The sequence below is a fragment of the Neochlamydia sp. AcF84 genome, from assembly GCF_011087585.1.
In the GTDB taxonomy this organism is placed as follows: domain Bacteria; phylum Chlamydiota; class Chlamydiia; order Chlamydiales; family Parachlamydiaceae; genus Neochlamydia.
In genome coordinates this window covers 14,265-33,371 of sequence record NZ_VJOT01000009.1, presented here as the reverse complement: position 1 = coordinate 33,371, position 19,107 = coordinate 14,265, and the positions used below count along the sequence as shown (strand labels likewise).

7 protein-coding genes are annotated in these 19,107 nt (G+C 40.8%); 3 read left to right on the top strand and 4 right to left on the bottom strand.

Features of this window, described 5'->3' with window-relative positions:
- The 3 genes from NEOC84_RS00490 to NEOC84_RS00480 form a co-directional block, all read left to right on the top strand.
- Positions 1-1,590 (top strand): leucine-rich repeat domain-containing protein (locus tag NEOC84_RS00490; protein ID WP_207391748.1); only part of this gene is annotated, 1,590 nt, incomplete at its 5' end.
- A 484-nt stretch (positions 1,591-2,074) separates the two neighbouring features.
- Positions 2,075-5,077: a leucine-rich repeat domain-containing protein gene (locus NEOC84_RS00485; protein WP_166154264.1), complete on the top strand. Its 3,003-nt coding sequence runs from the start codon at positions 2,075-2,077 to the stop codon at positions 5,075-5,077.
- A gap of 1,748 nt (positions 5,078-6,825) precedes the next feature.
- The gene (locus NEOC84_RS00480) at positions 6,826-8,235 is read left to right on the top strand and encodes a DUF4116 domain-containing protein (protein ID WP_166154262.1); all 1,410 of its coding nucleotides are present in this window, start codon (positions 6,826-6,828) and stop codon (positions 8,233-8,235) included.
- Positions 8,236-8,502: 267 nt separating this feature from the next.
- On the opposite strand, the gene rlmD is transcribed toward NEOC84_RS00480, so the two are convergent.
- The 4 genes from rlmD to NEOC84_RS00460 all read right to left on the bottom strand — a co-directional run bounded on the left by rlmD (position 8,503) and on the right by NEOC84_RS00460 (position 18,602).
- Complete coding sequence (gene rlmD, locus NEOC84_RS00475) at positions 8,503-9,789, bottom strand: 23S rRNA (uracil(1939)-C(5))-methyltransferase RlmD (RefSeq protein WP_166154259.1); 1,287 nt, start codon at positions 9,787-9,789, stop codon at positions 8,503-8,505.
- Complete coding sequence (gene recJ / locus NEOC84_RS00470) at positions 9,782-11,539, bottom strand: single-stranded-DNA-specific exonuclease RecJ (protein ID WP_166154257.1); 1,758 nt, start codon at positions 11,537-11,539, stop codon at positions 9,782-9,784. Before recJ ends, rlmD begins: the two co-directional genes overlap by 8 nt.
- Before the next feature lie 554 nt (positions 11,540-12,093).
- Entirely contained in the window at positions 12,094-16,668 is a 4,575-nt protein-coding gene (gene secD / locus NEOC84_RS00465) for a protein translocase subunit SecD (protein ID WP_166154255.1), read from the bottom strand.
- Positions 16,669-17,048: 380 nt separating this feature from the next.
- On the bottom strand, positions 17,049-18,602 hold the full coding sequence (locus tag NEOC84_RS00460) for an NTP/NDP exchange transporter (RefSeq protein WP_166154253.1): 1,554 nt from the start codon (positions 18,600-18,602) through the stop codon (positions 17,049-17,051).
- Positions 18,603-19,107: the final 505 nt, after the last annotated feature.

Here is a 19,107-nt window from a genome sequence, read left to right as displayed (position 1 = left end):
GCTTATTTTGCATTACTATTTGCCCTTTTTGCCAAGCTATTCATGACTCATCCAAAAGGCTATTTTTTGATACCTCTTAAACATAACGAAGTAGTACTAGTTAGTGTTTGTACAAGATGGCGACATTTGGTGAACGCAGAAATAATGCCCTCTCTTTATAAGCAAATAGGTAAGATACATTTTCCTCAACGAGATATTAGCGAACAGGCTTTTATTTTAGATAGGATTTATAAGCTAGAAGAAGAGCTTACTGAAACAGTAAAGGTAAATGCTATTTTCAAGCAGATCTTTAGTTTAGCTAACACACTTTCTCCTGTAGAGTTAGAATTTAAGTGGAAAACTGAGGAAAAAAGGTATTTTAACCTGGCTAATTATTCTTCTTATCTTATAAATATTAATCGCCTCTTAATGTGGAAAAACCTTCCTGATGGCACAAAATACTTAGAGCAAGAAAAAATTAGGTATTTGCCTCTAGCAAAAAAAGGAGAGCTTTTCAGAGAGTGGATTGAAAGATATGGCCAAGATATTGAAGAGTTATACTTAAACGAGATTAGCCTGACCTTTTTACCTCCAGAGATAGGGCAGCTTTCTCAGCTGCGGCGGCTTGACTTAAACAACAACCAGCTTACCTTCCTTCCGGCAGAGATAGGGCAGCTTTCTCAGCTGGAATACCTCTGCTTAGAGGATAACCAACTTACCACTCTTCCTGCTGAGATACGGCAGTTAGTCCAGTTGAAAAACCTTTTCCTGAAGGGCAACCAGCTTACGTTCCTTCCGGCAGAGATAGGGCAGCTTTCTCAGCTGGAATACCTTTGCTTAGAGGATAACCAACTTACCACTCTTCCTGCTGAGATAGGGCTGTTTTCTCAGCTACAAGAGCTTTACTTAAACAGTAACCAGCTTACTTCCCTTCCTGCTGAGATAGGGCAATTATCCCAGCTGGAAGGGCTTCACTTAAGCAACAACCAGCTTACCATGATCCCTAAAGAAATTTGGCAGCTCTCGCGATTGGAATACCTTGACTTAAGCCACAACCATCTCACTGTACTACCTCCAGAGATAGGGCAGCTTGCCCAGCTGGGAGGGCTTCACTTAAGCCACAACCCTCTCACTGTCGTTCCTCCGGAGATAGGTCAGCTTGCCCAGCTGCGAAGATTTCACTTAGCGAATACGCAGCTTACCTCTCTTTCAGCAGAGATATGGCAGCTCTCTATGCTGTATGAGCTTAACCTAAGCAGAAACCAACTCACCGCTCTTTCTGCACAGATAGGGCAGCTCTCGCAGCTGGGAAACCTTGACTTAAGCCACAACCATCTCACTGTACTTCCTCCAGAGATAGGACAGCTTTCTCAGCTGGAGTACCTTTGCTTAGAGGATAACCAACTTACCTCTCTTCCTGCTGAAATAGGGCTGCTTTCTCAGCTGAAAAAGCTTTACTTATTCGATAATCAGCTCACCTCCCTTCCGGCAGAGATTCGGCACCTTTCTCAGCTAGAAGAGCTTCACTTACCATGTAACCAGTTTACGTCTCTTTTGGCAGAGAGTGGGCAGCTTTCTAATATCTATCTAATTTGCTTAAATCATAACTAACTTACCACCCTCCCTTCAGAGATAGGGCAGCTTTCGCGGCTGCAATGGCTTCCCTTAAATAATAACCATCTCACTGCCCTTACTGCAGAAATAGCACTGTGCTTTAAAGATTTAGATTTTAAGTTAGACGGAAATCTGCTGGAAAACATACCAGAGGAATTAAAACAACGTTTTGAGCTGTAGTTGAAAAGTATCTGTCTTCCTCACCTATAACATTTAAAGGGCACATTAGCAAGCTTAGAAAGTTTTAAATATATAGAGAGAGCTTTTGATTTACTATAGAGGCGTAGGATTTAAAGGTCTGTTTCTCTGCTAAAAACTCGGAAAGAATTTCTCCACGCTTTTTATATTTCTCTGTTTTCCACGTTTAGATATTGAAAATTGATTCCTACTATTTTCTTGCTTATTCTACTTTTTCTATGTATAGATAATCCCCTACAGAATGGATAAAATACATGTATATACATCTTAAAGAGGCCATACCATGAGCCCCAGCTCTTCTATTACCATTGAAAACCTACCTAATGAAATACTAGCGCCTATCTTAAAGGCTTGTGCTAGCCCCTCCCTCTTTAGTGTTTGTACAAGATGGCGACATCTGTTGGCTACAAAAATTATGCCCTCTCTTTATAGGCAAATAGGCAACATTCATTTTCCTCAAGGGACGATTAACGAACAGGCTCATATTTTAGATAGGGTTTATAAGCTAGAGGATGGGGTTTGTGAAGGAGAGAAAGCCAAGGCAATCTTTAAGCAAACTTTTGTTCTAGCTAGGACCCTTGCTCCTATGGAGTTAGAATTTAAATGGAAAACCAAGGAAAAGAGGTGTTATACGCTAGCTAATTATTCGTTTTACCTTATAAATATTAATCGCTTGTTAATGTGGAAAAAACTTCCTGGTGGAGAGGAATACCTAAGTCAAGAAAACATTAAGTACTTGCCTTTAGAAAAACAAGGAGAGCTTCTTAGAGATTGGATCGAAAGATATGGCAAAGGGATTACAATGGTAAATTTAATGTCTACCGGCTTGACATTTTTACCTCCAGAGATTGGACAACTTTCGCAGCTGCGAAATCTTGACTTAAGCCACAACCATCTCACAGCCCTTCCTGCAGAGATAGGAAAGCTTTCTCAGTTGCCGGAGCTTAACCTAAGTGACAACCAACTGACTTCCCTTCCTGCAGAGATAGGACAACTTTCGAAGCTACAGAAGCTTTTCTTAAAAAACAACCATCTCACTGCCCTTCCTGCAGAGATAGGGAAGCTTTCTCAGCTGGAATATCTTTACTTAAACAACAACCAGCTCACCTCCATTCCTGCAGAGATAGGGCAGCTTTCTCGTCTGGAAATACTCCAATTAGAGTACAATCATCTCACTGTCCTTCCTGCGAAGATAGGGAAGCTATCGCAGCTTAAAGAGCTTGACCTAACCAGCAACCAGATTACTTTCCTTCCAGGGGCGATAGGACAGCTTTCGCAGCTGCGAAACCTTGACTTAAGGCTCAATCAACTTACCTTCCTTCCAGCAGAGATAGGATATCTTTCTCAACTGCAAGAGCTTAAGCTAAGCCAAAACCGGCTTACCAGCCTTCCGCCAAAGATAGGGCAGTTATCGCGACTGCGAATGCTTAGCTTAAGCTACAACCAGCTTACGTCTCTTCCGGCAGAGATAGGGAAGCTTTCTCAGCTTAAAGAGCTTGACCTAATCAGCAACCAGATTACCTTCCTTCCAGCAGAGATAGGACAGCTTTCGCAGCTAAAAGTACTCCAATTAGAGGACAACCTCCTTACTTTCCTCCCTGCAGAGATAGGGCAGCTTTCTTGGCTAGAAATACTCCAATTAGAGGGCAACCAGCTTACCTCCCTCCCTGTGAAGATAATGCAGCTCTCTAAGCTGCAAAAGCTTAACCTAAGCTACAACCGGCTTACTTCCCTTCCTGCAGAGATAGGGCAGCTCTCTAAGCTGCAAGAGCTTAGCCTAAACGACAACCTGCTTGCCTCCCTCCCTGCAGAGATAGGGCAGCTCTCTAAGCTGCAAGAGCTTAATCTAACCGACAATGAGCTTATCTTCCTCCCTGCAGAGATCGGGCAATTGTCTGAGCTGCAAGGGCTTTACTTAAATCAAAACAAGCTCACCAGTCTTCCTGCAGAAATCGGGCAATTGTCTGAGCTGCAAATGCTTGAATTAAACCAAAACCAGCTTACCTCCCTCCCTGCAGAGATAAGGCAGCTCTCTAAGCTGCAAAGCCTTTACTTAGGTAATACCCAGCTTACCTCTCTTCCTAAAGAGATTTGGCAACTTTCGCAGCTGGGAAACCTTGATTTAAGCCACAACCAGCTTACCTCCCTTCCTAAAGAGATTTGGCAGCTATCCCAGCTGCAAAACCTTAACTTAAGCCGCAACTATCTCGCTGTTATTCCTAAAGAGATTTGGCAGCTCCCGCAATTGCAATATCTTATATTAAGCAACAACCAGCTTACCATGATCCCTAAAGAAATTTGCCAGCTCTCGCAATTGCAATACCTTGACTTAAGCCACAACCCTCTCACTGCCCTTCCTCCAGAGATAGGGCAGCTGGCCCAGCTGCGGAGCCTTAACTTAGCGAATACGCAGCTTACCTCTCTTCCAGCACAGATATGGCAGCTCTCTGTGCTGTATGAGCTTAACCTAAGCAGCAACCAACTCACCACTCTTTCTGCACAGATAAGGCAGCTTTCGCAGCTGGGAAACATTGACTTAAGCCACAACCCTCTCACTGCCCTTCCTCCAGAGATAGGGCAGCTTGCCCAGCTACGAGGTCTTAGTTTAGCGAATACCCAGCTTACCTTTCTTCCAGCAGAGATAGGGCAACTCTCTCAGCTGCAAGGGCTTAACCTAAGCGGCAACCAACTCACCGCTCTTTCTGCACAGATAGGGCAGCTTTCGCAGCTGGGAAATCTTGACTTAAGCCACAACCATCTCACTGTTATTCCTAAAGAGATTTGGCAGCTCTCGCGATTGCAATGCCTTGTATTAAGCAACAACCAGCTTACCTCTCTTCCAGCAGAGATAGGCCAACTCTCTCAGCTGGCAGACCTTGACTTAAGCAACAACCATCTCGCCACCCTTCCTTCAGAGATTTGGCAGCTTTTGCAGCTGCGAGACCTTAACTTAAACCGCAACCCTCTCACTGCCCTTCCTCCAGGGATAGGGCAGCTTTGGCAGTTATGGGAGCTTGGCTTGCAGGACACCCAGCTTACCTCTCTTCCAGCAGAGATAGGCCAACTCTCTCAGCTGACAAAGCTTGACTTAAGCAACAACCAACTCACCACTCTTCCGGTACAGATAGGGCAGCTTTCGCGGCTGCAAAACTTTCACTTAAGCCACAACCAGTTTACCACTCTTCCTGCAGAGATTGGGCAGCTACCTGAGCGGCTAGATCTTAAGTTAGGCGGAAATCTGCTTGAGGATATTCCCGAGGAGTTGAAGCAGCGTTTTAGGCTATAGCTGAAAAAATATCTGCCTCCTCACCTATAATGTTAAAAGGGCAAATTGCTGACTTAGAAAGTTTTAAGGATTTAGAGAAAGAATTTTTGTTTTATGGTGTAAGAGGTCTTGCAGCGTAAATGGCCTAATAGCTTGCCTGCTTAAAGAGGAGTCTTGCATTAAGCTTATCACCAAAGTTAGCATCCGCTGTTCTTTGAACATTGCTTTTTAGGCATGGCAAGCTATGCCATCTTATTCATCGCCAAATGATGTAGCATATAGTGCCCTTTTGGGCAACTTTTTATGCAGTCATATACTTAATAAAAAGCTTGCCTTTACGAGGAGAGTTAGCTTGGAGAAAGGTTGATTTCTTTTTTATTTATATAAACATAAGTTTTTTAAAGTTGCGATTTTGCTCGCTGCTAGGCTAGCGTCACTAGAGCGAAAATTTCCTTTAAACTTCTTTTAAAGCGGTGTGTCGCCCTTTTGGCAAGCGATCTTTGAGGATAGCCGCAAAGTTTCAAGCTGCCTGGCCTCATTGTCTCCTCCTAAACCTTTAACGACTTTAAGGCATTATATCCTTTAAAAAAACTACGTCTGCATAACCGGAAAAAAAATAACCTTTTTTCAGGCTGACTCTATCCTTAAAAACAAGCTTTTTATTAAGTATATAATTACATAAAGAGTTGCTCGAAAGCGTATTATTTCTTTCTTTCCCGGCTCGTCTGGCTCTTGGCTTTAAATCTTTCTTCTCTTCTTGGAGGTACTAAAGGATCTATACCTTGAACATAAGATGATCGATAGAAAGCTCGCTTATCGTAGGCACTATCTCCATAAGCGGTTTTTGTGCTCTTAGGTAGATTGGGGATCATTTGGCTCGCCACTAAATCATCAGCTTTATTACTTTACGCCAATTTACTTAAAAATAATTTCATGCGAATCTGGACAAATGCTTAAGTAAATCTTTCTCCAAGTCTTTCGCTTTGTTTTGCCAGGCTGGCGCACTTTCCGCTCTCCTTTACCATAGCTTTCATCCGAGAGGAAGTAAAGGCTGCGTTTGTCAGACACTTTAAGGCTTGGCCCCTTCAAATTTCTGTCCAAGCTTTTTAGCACGCCTATAGATGCGGGTGTAGCAGGGAAAAGGCAGCCTTAAAGGCCAGCAAGACAATCAATGTTAAAAAAAATCTTAGAATAGCTCAGGAGAGGCAAATGATAAACGGCTTTAATCATCAGCATGCATAGGATAGCGACAGGGGAGTAAATGTTTGAGTGCTCCTTCTCCCTTTAAGCTTATATTTTTCCTTCACCCTTTAATGCCCCCATCCGACAACCATAAAGTAATGCTTCCTCTTTGTATTAAAGCTTTGTTATAATGGAGTCAATTACGTAGGTGATAAGGGAAGAGGGCTTTTTTGATAGCTTGCCTATATTCTTGTTTTTGCAAACTAAATTTTATAGCTCTTAAGCGTTAAAGAGCAATCTTAATCGTCTACGCTTCTTGCCATTTATGCAACAATGCCCATGAGGGGCATATTTAAATGTGACTGAAATTAAGAAATGTTTATCCCGTTTTTTGCTAAAAGATTTTCAATAATTACAGTGTAGCTTATACTCCGATAGTGCATTTTTAATTTTTTGTAGTCAGAGAGCGTTTAAGAAATAAATGTTTTTAAATAGATTAGAAGTTTCTTTTATTAAATTTAACTATTTATTTAAAAAAAAAGATAACCTCTACATTAGGTTAATAAACAATATAAGGTGCCATGTAAATGAATTCTTTATCTAAAGTCTGCCTGTTTATAGATCATAAGGCTGACTATATACCTATCTTTAGCACGGTGACTAATTTAGTCGATATCTTTCAAAAAGCTGTTATTTTACTCTTTAAGCAAAAAGAGACCAAAAATCCTTACTATGCTCATCTTAATCAAAAAAGTTTTAAACGGTGTGTAACTTTGTTGATTCCTGTATTAGGAAATATAATGGTGGGGATCTGGGACGTTACTCATAAGAAAGAAATTGATAAAAAAATTCTGCATACTGCTGCTCAAAAGAATAACAAAGCTTTTAAGAAGGCTATTCCCGCATTCTCGAATGATAGAGAATCTGTGCTTACCGCTGTTCAGCAAAGTGATTTGACGCTTCAGCCTACTAACAAAGAGTCTCAAAGTGATGAAGGAGCCTCTCTTGCTGCTGTTCAGAAAAATAGCTTAACCCTTCCGTCTTCCCCCCAAGGGCTTCAAAGTGATAGGGAAGCCCCTCTTGTTGCTGCTCAGAAAAATGGCTCAACGCTTCAATCTGCTCTTCAAGGGCTTCAAAGCGATAGGGAGGCCCTTCTTGCTGCTGTTCAGAAAAACGGCTTGGCCCTTCAATTTGCTCCCGCAGAGCTTCAAAACGATAGAGAGATCGTTCTTAGTGCTGTCCAGAAAAATGGCTTGGCGCTTCAGTATGCTAGCCAAGAACTTGCAAACGATAAAGAAATCGTTCTTACTGCTGTTCAGAAAAATGGCTTGGCGCTTCAGTATGCTGGCTTAAAACTTCAAAATGATAGAGAAGTCGTTCTTGCTGCTATTCAGCAAGACGATTTAGCGTTTCAGTACGCTAGTCCTGAACTTCGAGATAATAAAGAATTTGTCCTTGCTGCTGTTCAACATAAGAGTTTGGTGCTTCAGTATGCTAGCCAAGAGCTTCAAAATGATAAAGAAGTCGTTCTTGCTGCCGTTAAGAAATTCGGCTGGGCGCTCCAGTATGCTAGTCCCGAGCTTCGAAATAGTAGAAAAGTTGTTTTTGCTGCCGTTAAGCAATTCGGTTGGGCGCTTCAGTATGCTAACCAAAAATTTCGGCAAGATAAAAAAATTATTCTTGCTGCTGTGCAGCAAAACGGCTGGGCTCTTCAGTATGCTAGCCAAAAGCTTCAAAACGATAGAGAAGTTGTAGTTGCTGCAGTCCAGTGTAATGGTCGGGCCCTTCAACATGCTAGCCTGGAGCTTCGAAATAATAGAGAAGTTGTAATCATTGCTGTTCAGCAAGACGGTTTGGCGCTTGAGTATGCTAGCCAAAAGCTTCAGAACGATAGGAGAGTCGTTCTTGAGGCTGTTAAGCAAGATGGCTGGGCGCTTCAATATGCTAGTGAGAAATTACAGAAAGATGAAGAGCTTCTTGAGCTATCTAGCAAGTAATGATTTAATCATGCCTAAGGGTGGAGCGCCTAAGAAGTACTGTTATTCATTTGAAACAAGATAAGACTTTGTTTTTTTAATCCCTTACTTTACCTCTTACAAGTATCTAGATCAAACAGGCACCCTTTTAGCTGAGCTCCTAGCTCTTTTTTGACAGCTTTCCCCATTAGAATCGTTTAAAATAGATCTGCCATAAGTTTTTTTCTCCATGCTTCAATAGATTTCGCCATTACAAGAGCCTGTATGTTAACATTGTTAATCTTATTTTTAGCCACGTATCAAATGGACAAGAGTTTCAACATGGCTTGTCTGGGGAAACATATCGTAAGGTTGAATAAGAGAGATTTTATAACCTTTAACACAGATAAGTGAAAGATCTCTAGCAAGAGTAGAAGGCATACAGGAAACATAAATAATTTCTTGTGGGCAACGTCGTAAAATTTCTGCTCCGACGGTGGGGGTAATTCCCTGGCGAGGAGGATTGAGAATAATGATATCGGCATGCTGGCCGTGCATTTCTTTTTGTAGGATTTTTTCCACGTCTCCTTCAATGAATTGAGGGGTCGTCAATCTGTTAAGGTAGGCATTTTCTTTGGCCATAGCGATTGATAGAGGATTGTATTCTATTCCAATGACCCGATGGTCTTGCTGGCTTAAAAGTAAAGAAGAGATACCAATGCCACAATAAAGATCAAGAATGGTAGCTTGTTTTTTGTGAGAAAGCAAATCAATGATTTGCTGATAGATCTTCAAGCTTTGCTCCGCATGATTTTGGACGAAGACTTCAGGGGAGCAAAGAAATTTTAAATCCCCGACCGCGAGAAAGTTGGTGGGATCACCCCACACCCATTTTTTTGATCCTCCCTTTATGATGACTCCTTTCCAGCGTGGAAATTGCTTTAAGAATTCTTCGATAATCTCTGCTTCTATCTTATCAAGCTTCTCAAAATTTAAACTTAAAATTAAGTGGCTTGCTTCTGTTTTAAAAAGAGTTGCTTTTCCTTCAGTAGCTTGTTGAGAAGAAATTTTCCCTAGCAAGGTCTGCACCTCGGCAAGGGCCAAATCCTCTTCGGCAAGAAATAGAGGGCAATGCTTAATGGGCAGAATAGTTTGGTTATCAATAGCTATATAACCTAGCCTGGAAAACCCTTGATGAGGAATAATTTTGAGGGTAATATGACGTCTATACATCCAGTTCATCTGAGCAGCAACCACAGGTAAAACCGTAACCTTTGAAAATTTTCCAATGCGTATCAAAGCATTTTCAATAATCTCGCGTTTGTTTTTTAACTGGGCTTCATAAGCTAGATGCTGTAATTGGCATCCTCCGCACTCGCCATAGTAACGGCAAAGGGGTTTTGCTCGTTGCAAGCTTGGTTTAAGCACAGCTAGTAATTTTCCTGTCGCAAAGTTTTTTTTACGCTTTACAATATGATAGCGGATCGTGTCGCCGGGAGTAGTAAAAGGGATAAAAACAACCAAGTTATTCTCACGAACGATTCCCTGCCCCTCAGAGCTTAGAGCAATCACCTTGCCAACGAGAATTTCAGACATATGGCTTGCTTTCATCAATAATTTGGAAATCTCGAATCAGCAGTTGGATACTGGGACCTTGAAAATTATTAATCTGTGGAGTGAAAGCTATACGTAGTTTCAAATTTTTTTTGCGCAAAAGAGGACTTTGTGCAGCTTGCCCAAAAGCAATCCCTTCTAGCATACGATCATCCTGCTCTAAATAAAGCTTTAAATGTGTTTTACCCACCACTTTAGGAGGCCAAGCTTGCTTAGCGATGGTATAAAGGATGGGCTGAGGGTTTTCATTGCCGTAAGGCTCGAGCAGGCGAATGGATTCCATGAAATCAAAAGTAAGCTCATGAAAGTTAACCTCTGCATCCAACATCAGTTTGGCCATTACATCATGATCACGTAATTTCTCATCGGCTGCCTTGATAAAACGTCTTTTAAACTCTTCGATATGTTGCTCTTTAATTGTTAAGCCTGCCGCGAAATCATGTCCTCCAAAATTGACAAGAATATCTGAACAATCTTTTAATACATTGAGAAGAGGGAATTCATGAATAGAGCGCAAGGAGCCTTTGCCGACCCCATGATCAATGGCGATCATGACAGTGGGACGATTGTATTGCTTTGAAATACGTGTAGATAGGATAGCAATTACTCCTGGATGCCATTTATCAGAATGTAAAACAATGGCTTTATTTTTAAAAATTTCAGGGTGTATAGCCACCGTATTTTCAATGTCTAAAGACATGGTACGTTCAATTTTCTGGCGTTCCATATTGTTAAGGTCGAGCTCTACAGCAAGTTTCTCAGCAGCAATAACATTGCGCGCTAAAAGCATCTGAACGCCTTTCTGTGGATCAGCAATACGTCCTAAACTGTTTAGGCGGGGAGCTAGCTTGGAGGCTATCATGAAAGTGGAAAGTTCGTTCAAATCGGCATCAGATATAGAAATGAGTTTAGCTAGGCCGATGCGTTTATTTTTCTTAAGCTGGCGTAAACCATAGCTTACAAGAATGCGATTTTCGCCAAGCAAAGAGCCCATATCAGACACGGTTCCCAGGGCAACCAGGTCTAGGTAACGTTTAAGATCAATTTTTTTAGGGGAGATAAGCCCTTCGGCTACCATTTGAAGGGTGACTGCATGGGCTAGTTTAAAAGCCACACCTACACCTGTTAAATCTCGATTAGGATAGGAGCTATTGAGTAGCTTAGGATTAAGGGTAGCCACGCAATGGGGGATTTTATCGGTAGGCTCATGATGATCAGTGATAATTACATCGACTTGCCTTTCTACAACTTTGGCAATCTCTGTGGCTGCTGTAATTCCACAGTCTACGGTAATCAGTAGCTTACACTCATTTTTTAGCGCATATTCTAAGGCTTCTACTATCAAGCTTTGACGGTTAGTGCCCCGATTAGAGACATAGAAGAATACATTAGCACCCACAAACTGTAAAAATTCAGTCAGCAAAGCTGTGCCTGTCATTCCATCCACATCATTATCCCCATAGATAAGAATATTTTCTTTGTTTTTGATGGCTTGGCTAATGCGATCCACAGCTTGTTGCATTTCTGGCATTAAAAAAGGATCGTACAGATCAGGGAGCTTGGAATAAAGATAATCATGAATTTGCTCGAGCGTGGTAAAGCCTCTAGCAAGGAGGATCTGAGCGGTGACAGGATGTATCTTAAATTCTTTAGTAATAAGTTCTTTCCACTCGTTGTCGATTTTTGGATAAATCCAAACAGGTGCTTCTTGATGGTGGAAAATGGAATGCATTCAGTTATGGTCCCGGTGATGATGATCTTCATTCTAGCTTTATAAAAAGCTCTTGTCAAGAAATCTATACGTGCAGTGTATGGCTAGGGAGAAAAGAAAAAGGTTGAGTATTTCCTATCGTTCTTTATGCAGCAAGAATAGCTTCATTTTAACTTAAGAGATTTAGAATTTATGGGCCTAATATTTAAAAGGTTGCCTCTTTCTCCTCTGCTCTTTATTCTTAATAATTGCTAAAGAGGTTGTTTTTGCCTAGAAAGCTATGGAAGAAGAGGAAAAGCTCTTAGCTAATCGATAGGTTAATTTAAAACTAAGAGTTTTTTAACTTTCAGACCAAAGGAATTACTAAAAACCATCATTCCCAACTCTTTTGCCACTATTTCATGGGTGTCCATGAAATTATCGGCGGTGTGCTTATTTACCTTAAGGAATTTTGCTATATAAAAGAAGGTTTTCTACTGGGCTAGTAGAGCCTTAAACAACTCCAAAAAATCCTTTAACCAAGTGATTTTGGGGAGTTGTTTAAGCAATAGAGGGCTCTTAAAAGAGCCTTCTTTCTAAGAAGATAGTCTTCTGGTAGGATGCATTTCCTCTTCCAATTTTTTTATTTCACGATTGTGAATATAAAGCATTACCGGCGAGGCGATAAATAGTGAAGAGAGCGTACCAACTATGACACCAATCGTCATGACTAGTGAGAAGGCAAAGATAGAGTGGCCTCCTAGCAATACTAATGATAGCAAGACTAGTAGGGTCGTACCTGAAGTCATGAGCGTACGGCTTAAAGTAATGTTTAAAGCATGATTGACAATCTCTTTAAACTTCATTTTACGCATAATCCTCATATCTTCACGAATTCTATCAAATACGATGATTGTATCATTTAAGGAGTAACCAATAATTGTCATAATTGCTCCTACGACTTGCAAGTCAATCTGGACGGCAAAGCCAATCGCTTGAAAGATTGCCAATATACCTAGGGTAATGATCACGTCATGGGCTAGTCCTACTACAGCTCCTAAGGCAAATTTAAACTCAAAGCGGAAGGTAATGTATAGCAAAATACTTGCTAAAGCAATGGTTAAACCGATGACGGCATTGTTACGCATGGCCTCGGAAAACTGCCCACTAATGACTGTCCAATGAGTATGCAGCTGATCTAATTGTGAAGAAGCTATATTTAATCCCCTATCTGCCAAAGTATTAACAAGCCAAATAATTCGAGGATTTTTTTGGTATTCATGAGCAAACTTGCCTTCCACGTAGGTTTCTGGCAATTGATAAAAAGGATGGCCTTTTTGTTCCATGCTTGTTGCTAATTGAATACGTAATTGATTAGGCTTACTTAAGGTGCGCAGCTGGAAATCGTTAGCAGTGGCTCCATGGGCAAGTAAAGCTTCTGCTGCCAACTGACGATAATTTGCTCCCTCTGGCTTTTCTTCAAGCTCAACATTTAATGAATAACCGCCCGTAAAGTCCATGCCAAACATGGTTTTATATTGAGCAGAGAAAAAATAACCTCCTAGCGCTATCATAGCGAAAGAGATGATTATAGCACTTCTAGCATGCTTTAAGAAATCAAAGTGAGTATTGCCGATCAGCTGGGACATAGACAAGGATTTATGCTTAGGATCTTGTATCCACCCAGCAAAAAAGTACCGTGTCATGAACAGGGCAGTGAACATAGAGGAAATAATTCCAATGATCAAAGTTACAGCAAAGCCCTTGACAGGACCAGAATCAAATTGAATAAGAATGAGGGCAGCAATAATAGTGGTGATATTGGAATCAATAATAGCACTAAAAGCTTTACGATAGCCGGCTTGAATAGCTGAAGCTAAGCGTCCTGATTGCTTAAACTCTTCCCGGATTCTTTCAAAAACTAGCACATTTGCATCGACTGCCATACCAATGGTGAGGACAATACCCGCAAGTCCCGGCAATGTTAAAGGCTGGCCGATATTCTGCATAACTCCCCAAAGGATGAGAATGTTAAAAAGAACAGCTGTAGAAGCGACAACTCCAGCGAAGTGATAGTAGCCAATCATAGCGATAACCACCAAAGTAAGTGCTACCACAGAGGCCACTACTCCTCGAGTGCGTTCTTCTTGGCCCAATTCAGGGCTTACATTTTCTTCTGAAAGAATTTTTGGTGTAAAGCTTAAGGATCCAGCTTTTAAGTCGGCAGCTAGCTGATTGACTTCACGTTGAGTGAAGCGACCAGTAATCTGAGCAGAATCTTTTAGAGCTGCACGAAGGCTGGGAGAGCTGATGATTGTCCCATTTAAAACCACTGCCATGCGCCACCCTTTTCCTCGGGAATAACTTTCTTTGGGAGTGCCTACAATTTTATCTTCGGCAAACTGTGAGGTCCAGGTATAAAAGTCATCCCGTGGGCTGCCCATGCGTGAACCATCATATGAGCTTTTTACACTGAAAGAAAGCGTATTTCCTTCAGAAGAATCATAGCCCACTTGAATGTTTGTTAAGCTAGAACCCTCTAATGCATAATGGTGGAAAACGATTAGCAAGGGATGGGCCTGGTTATTCCATTCTGAAAAATCCTTACCACGTAAAATGGCGACTGAAGAAAGTGTATCGTTGTAAGTATTGCTTACTTCCTTATGCTTAGGATCAGCTAGACGTAGGCCGCTCTCATATAGCAGAGTGGCATATTCTGAACGTGGGCCTGTCAGCTCACCTGTAGCCAAGTCACCTCCTAAATGGTGCCAGGCAATCTCATTCACACTATCAATATCTGTACGATTAGTAACTACCGCTTCATTCCATACATTTTGTAAAAACTGATTGACAGCTTCTTTTAAAGCAGGATTGTTAGGTGTGAATTTCTCATTGACTACATGAAAATACATGGCAGAGGCTTTGACAAGATCCGTAGCTGACATGTTTTGCGAGCCAGGAAAGTCTAAAACAATGTTGTTGCCTTCTAAGTGAATGGTACGTTCTGAGACCCCCATTTTGTTAATGCGTGTATATAATTCATTAACAGCTTGTTTTAAATCTTCAGGATTGGTGACTTCTCGCCCATTTTGGTCTCTGAGGCCTATGCGTACTGTTTTACCACCGGAAAGATCTAAGCCAAGCTTAAGAATCTTACGATCATCACCGCGGAAAAATTTTGCGAAGCTAAGCTTGAAATTTTGCCAGTAGGGGTTTTTGGTTGGGGCAGGAACTAGATAATGGTTAGTAATATCCAAGTCTACCTGGGCAGAGCGGTATTCTTCTTCCCATTTAAGTAAGTCTTCTTGCTGACGATCTTCGATAGCGTTCGTAGCTAGTATACGCTGCTCGACATCTGTAAAGTCTAGCAAGGCGTGGCGCTTGCTGCCTTTAGTATAGAAATTCTCGCGTGTAGCTTTAAGCAAGGTATCATAGTAATCATTGAGCTCAAAGATATAATCTTTGCTAAATTCAGCTGGTAATCCGAAGGTGGCCCCTGAATAGCCTACAAAGCCATTGGCTTGCAAGGTATAATGGAGCTGCTCGATATCATGAAGAAATTCTCGTTTTTCAGGAGAATCGGGCATTTGGCGATATTTTTGCATGATGCTATCCATTCCTCTTGCAACCACATAGATAGAGCCATTGTTAAATCCTGGTAAGGTAGGGCTCTGCTGTGCAGAAGGTGCGTATACGAGTAAACCTAGTTTTTGCTCTTCAGGCTTAGATTTTGTATACGAAGCATAGTCTCTTAGGGGATAGGCTTCACGGGTTAGCTCAGCATGTTTGGGTAGCCATACTTCTTCTAATTGATTCAGCAGCAGCTGGATTTGTTTTTCAGCGACGGCGGTTAAATTTAACGCTAAGAAGCTGTGGGGATTGGTCAATTGTGAAAGATTAACGCCAAAGGTTTCTTCCCAAGGTATTAAATTTTCATCCGTTAAACGGCCTGCACGTGCAATATCGTTGATTATTAGATTGTTTATTTTATCTCTTAAAACATCCGCTTCTTCATCTCTGCTAGGAGCTTGGCGGATGGCTTGAATATCTGGATAAAGTTGAAGAAAGATTTTCTCATTTGACCAATCAATAACCAGCCCTTGAACAAAAGGATTGCTTCCATCTAGTGACACTATCTGTAGTTTATCATTAGCTGTAGAGTCCTTTTGGCTAGCTTGAATTAAGCTTTTGACTTTTTCTGGCGTTAAAGCTTGTTGGCTAGCTTTAAAATCAACTGCCCGTTGTTGAAGGATAGAAATGGCTTGGCTTAAAGTATGGCGTTGTCCTTCTAGAAGAGTTAAAGCTTGCCGTTGGCTAGAATCAACCGTTTGCTTGCTCTCTTCTGCTTTTTTTATTTCTTGGGCCAAGGTGTCTTTCTTGGCTCCCAAACCTGCCTTTAGAGCTTCTGCGCGAGATAAAAATTTGCTAACTAGATTATCCTTAGAGGGAGAACTAAGCTGGGTAAAGCTAGCAAAATAGCGTTTAGCCATTGCTTGATTAGCTTGTAAGGCTTTATTTGCTTCTACAATTTCACTGGCAAGGTTGAGTACAAGATCATCGTAAGAGCTAGTGGGGTTATTTTTAATTGCTTGCAAAAGGGTGGCTGGTTTGCTTGTGCTGCCAAAAGCTAGAGCTAACTGGGCCACACGGTCTTCAACTAATTGACGATAAAAGTCAGTAATTTGCCCTTCAGCATTTTGTTTGTAAGCATACTGAAAAAATTCTTGTAAATCTTGAGAATTAAAATGAATGTTTATTTTTCGAGAAACGATGACTTGTGTGCTCTGCTCATCTACCTGAGGATAGAGCTCGAGTTGAGCAGGAACAAATGGGATTAATGCTCCAGCTCTAGGTAAAAAACGCCTGAAAAGAGAGGCGTCTTGCGTATTATTAAAATTCACTTCAATATATTGAGGATTGTTTTTTTGTAGCTCGATAGATCGGGGCTTTACACCTAGTAGCTTAGCAAACGAATGCAGCCAATCAGTAGCATTCTGCTCAAGTTCATTTGTCCTATTGGCGATAGCAACAGCAATTTCTTGGGCACGAGTTGCGTCGATAGGGGATTTAAGAGGTTTAGTATAGTAGAAAATTGTTGGCAAAATGTTGAATAGCGTCAAAATGATGACCGCTAATATCAGATATAATTGCCAGCGCTTTTGTTTTTCCATGACAATTCGTTTCCTTATTTAAAGCTTTCATTTGATAGAAAAGGGTAAGCAGATAGGATAACAAAGAAAAGGTCATTCTGTCTATAAAATTGAAAGAGAACCCCAAGTTGTTACTTAACCCTGGTTTGATCTATGTGGTTACCCTTGAAGTCCAAAAAGGCTAGATCAGTTGTTGCATAAGTAAACTCTAATCAATAAATTTATTGTTATTATCTATCTTACCTCGTGCTAGCTGTATCTATAAGATGCAAGACTTAAGAAAAGTTATTAGACAAAGAAATGATAGATATTCATCTCCTTTTAAGCTATCCATAAATAAAAAAGCCACCTGCTTGAACAGAGGTTCAAGCAAGTGGCTTGTATTAAGGCCAAGCTTTTAATCAACCCGATATTTTTGCAGTTCCCTCTGTTCCTACCAGAGTAGACCCTTCAGAAGTATCAGTTTTTTCATGAGTTAAAGCTGTAAATTGACGGTTTAGCGATCTTACTGCAGCTAACCAAATGAGGATAAAGATGGTCATAATGATAGCTACATAAGGAGTAATGGCGGCTAGCGATCCGAATGCAACAAGCAGACCTTGTTGAATAAAAGAACCTCCAGATTTACCAAGACGTGCACCAACCACATCAATAGCAGCCTTGCCTTTGACCTTGGATTCTTGGTCAAGAGGAATATAAGCCATCTCTTTCGTCGGATCAAATAAAGAGTATTTCGTCGATTTACTCATAATATTTTGTATCATACCAAAGATTACTGCTAGCATAAGTGAAGTCGTGCCAAAGTAGCTAATGAAGCCGGCAAGGTGGTCCCTAAATATAACAAAAGAAAAGAAACCGATTCCTGTTATTAATAAAACAATAGGTGTTGCCATAGCAGCAAAGCCCCAGCCTTTTTTGCGGGTAATCCAGCCGCCTAAGAACATCATGATAATTGTCATCAATCCTGTAATGGTAGAAAATATGCCCATAAAAGCATTGTAATCATTAGGATTTTTGTATTGTAGCTTAAGTTGTCCTTTCCAAGTTACTTCCACTAAATTAATGCAAATGCCATAAGAAATGACAAGCATAGCAATGCAGAGAATGTACTTAGATTTAGCTAGAAAAGCAAAACTTTCTAAAATACCCATTTTAGGTTTAGATTTTTTTCCTTTTCTTTCCTCTTCAGGGTTATAGAAGCGTGGATCGGTCAAAACGTTTCTATTCATCCAATAGTAGATAGCAAGCACCGATACACCAGCTAAAACAACGAAAGTCATTAGATAGTTAAGAGAAACTTGCCATGGATCTACGCCAGCGGGAATGCGACTCTGGATCCTAGAAAAATAGACAATCGTAGGGCCAGAAACAAGCAAGGCAACATTCGCTCCAAGGCCTAGCAGAGTATAAAAACGCTTAGCTTCAGTCACACGCATAATATCATTGGCAAAGCCCCAGAACATCAAAGATAACACGGCGCTTCCCCATAGTTCTGCTAAAATATAAAACAGAGAAAATGTCCAATCTCTGTAGCAAGCGACTAAGCCGCCTAAACCTGCAGGTAAGATTGACTGTAGATAATCTGCTGAGGTCGTGGGATGAAGAAGCTCTCTATTGGGATAGAGAACGAAAGCAAAAAGAGCGAAAAAGACCAAGAAGGGTGTAAGGACCGTATAAAAAAGGGCCTCTTTGCTAAGAATATTGCTCAGTTTAGCATACAAGAGCATGAAAATAACTGCAGCAGGGACCACACCCCATCCTTTTAAGAAAGGAAGAGTTTCAGCTCCAGAAGCTGTTACAATTAGCGTATCTTTTGTATCACGCAGGATAGTATAGTTAAAAGAAATAAAGAAAAACATCAAGAACATAGGTAAAAGCTTTTTGAGCTCATAGTTATGGACGGGCCAAAAAAATGACCGCACCTTACTAAACTCTTGTCCAGCATTTTGTGCCATATATCAAAACCTCTGATTGTAAAATAAGCGTTATATGTGCTTAATTAGCATCCACTTGTAACACTTAAGAATTTAATAAAAAACACTTTTGTTTATAATGAGAATGCATAATGTAAAACATTTTTAATTAATAGGCAAGAGTAAAGACAAGGAAAGGATAGGGGGTGGAAAGAGGGCGATGATTTATAACTTACTTTCATTTTGTTAAAATTAGCATATACCGGCATGACTCCACAAAGTAGGCTAGAGCAAAAAAGCTTTTGCTAAACCTTAAAAAAAATAGGTTAGGGGCTCGCCTTTTTGTTAGATCTATAATTTACGGTGTAATTCTGCACTTTGTGTGCTATAAAAAAGCATGTAGACCTCTAAAAAGGGTTTATCGCTCTAAAAGCATGGTTTTGTTAACCTCTGATAGCGTGAAGAGTTATTTGAAAACATGGTTAAGTCAATCTTCCACTCTATGGTAACCTTTTAAACTTTTTCTAGTAGTAAATGCCAAGCTATT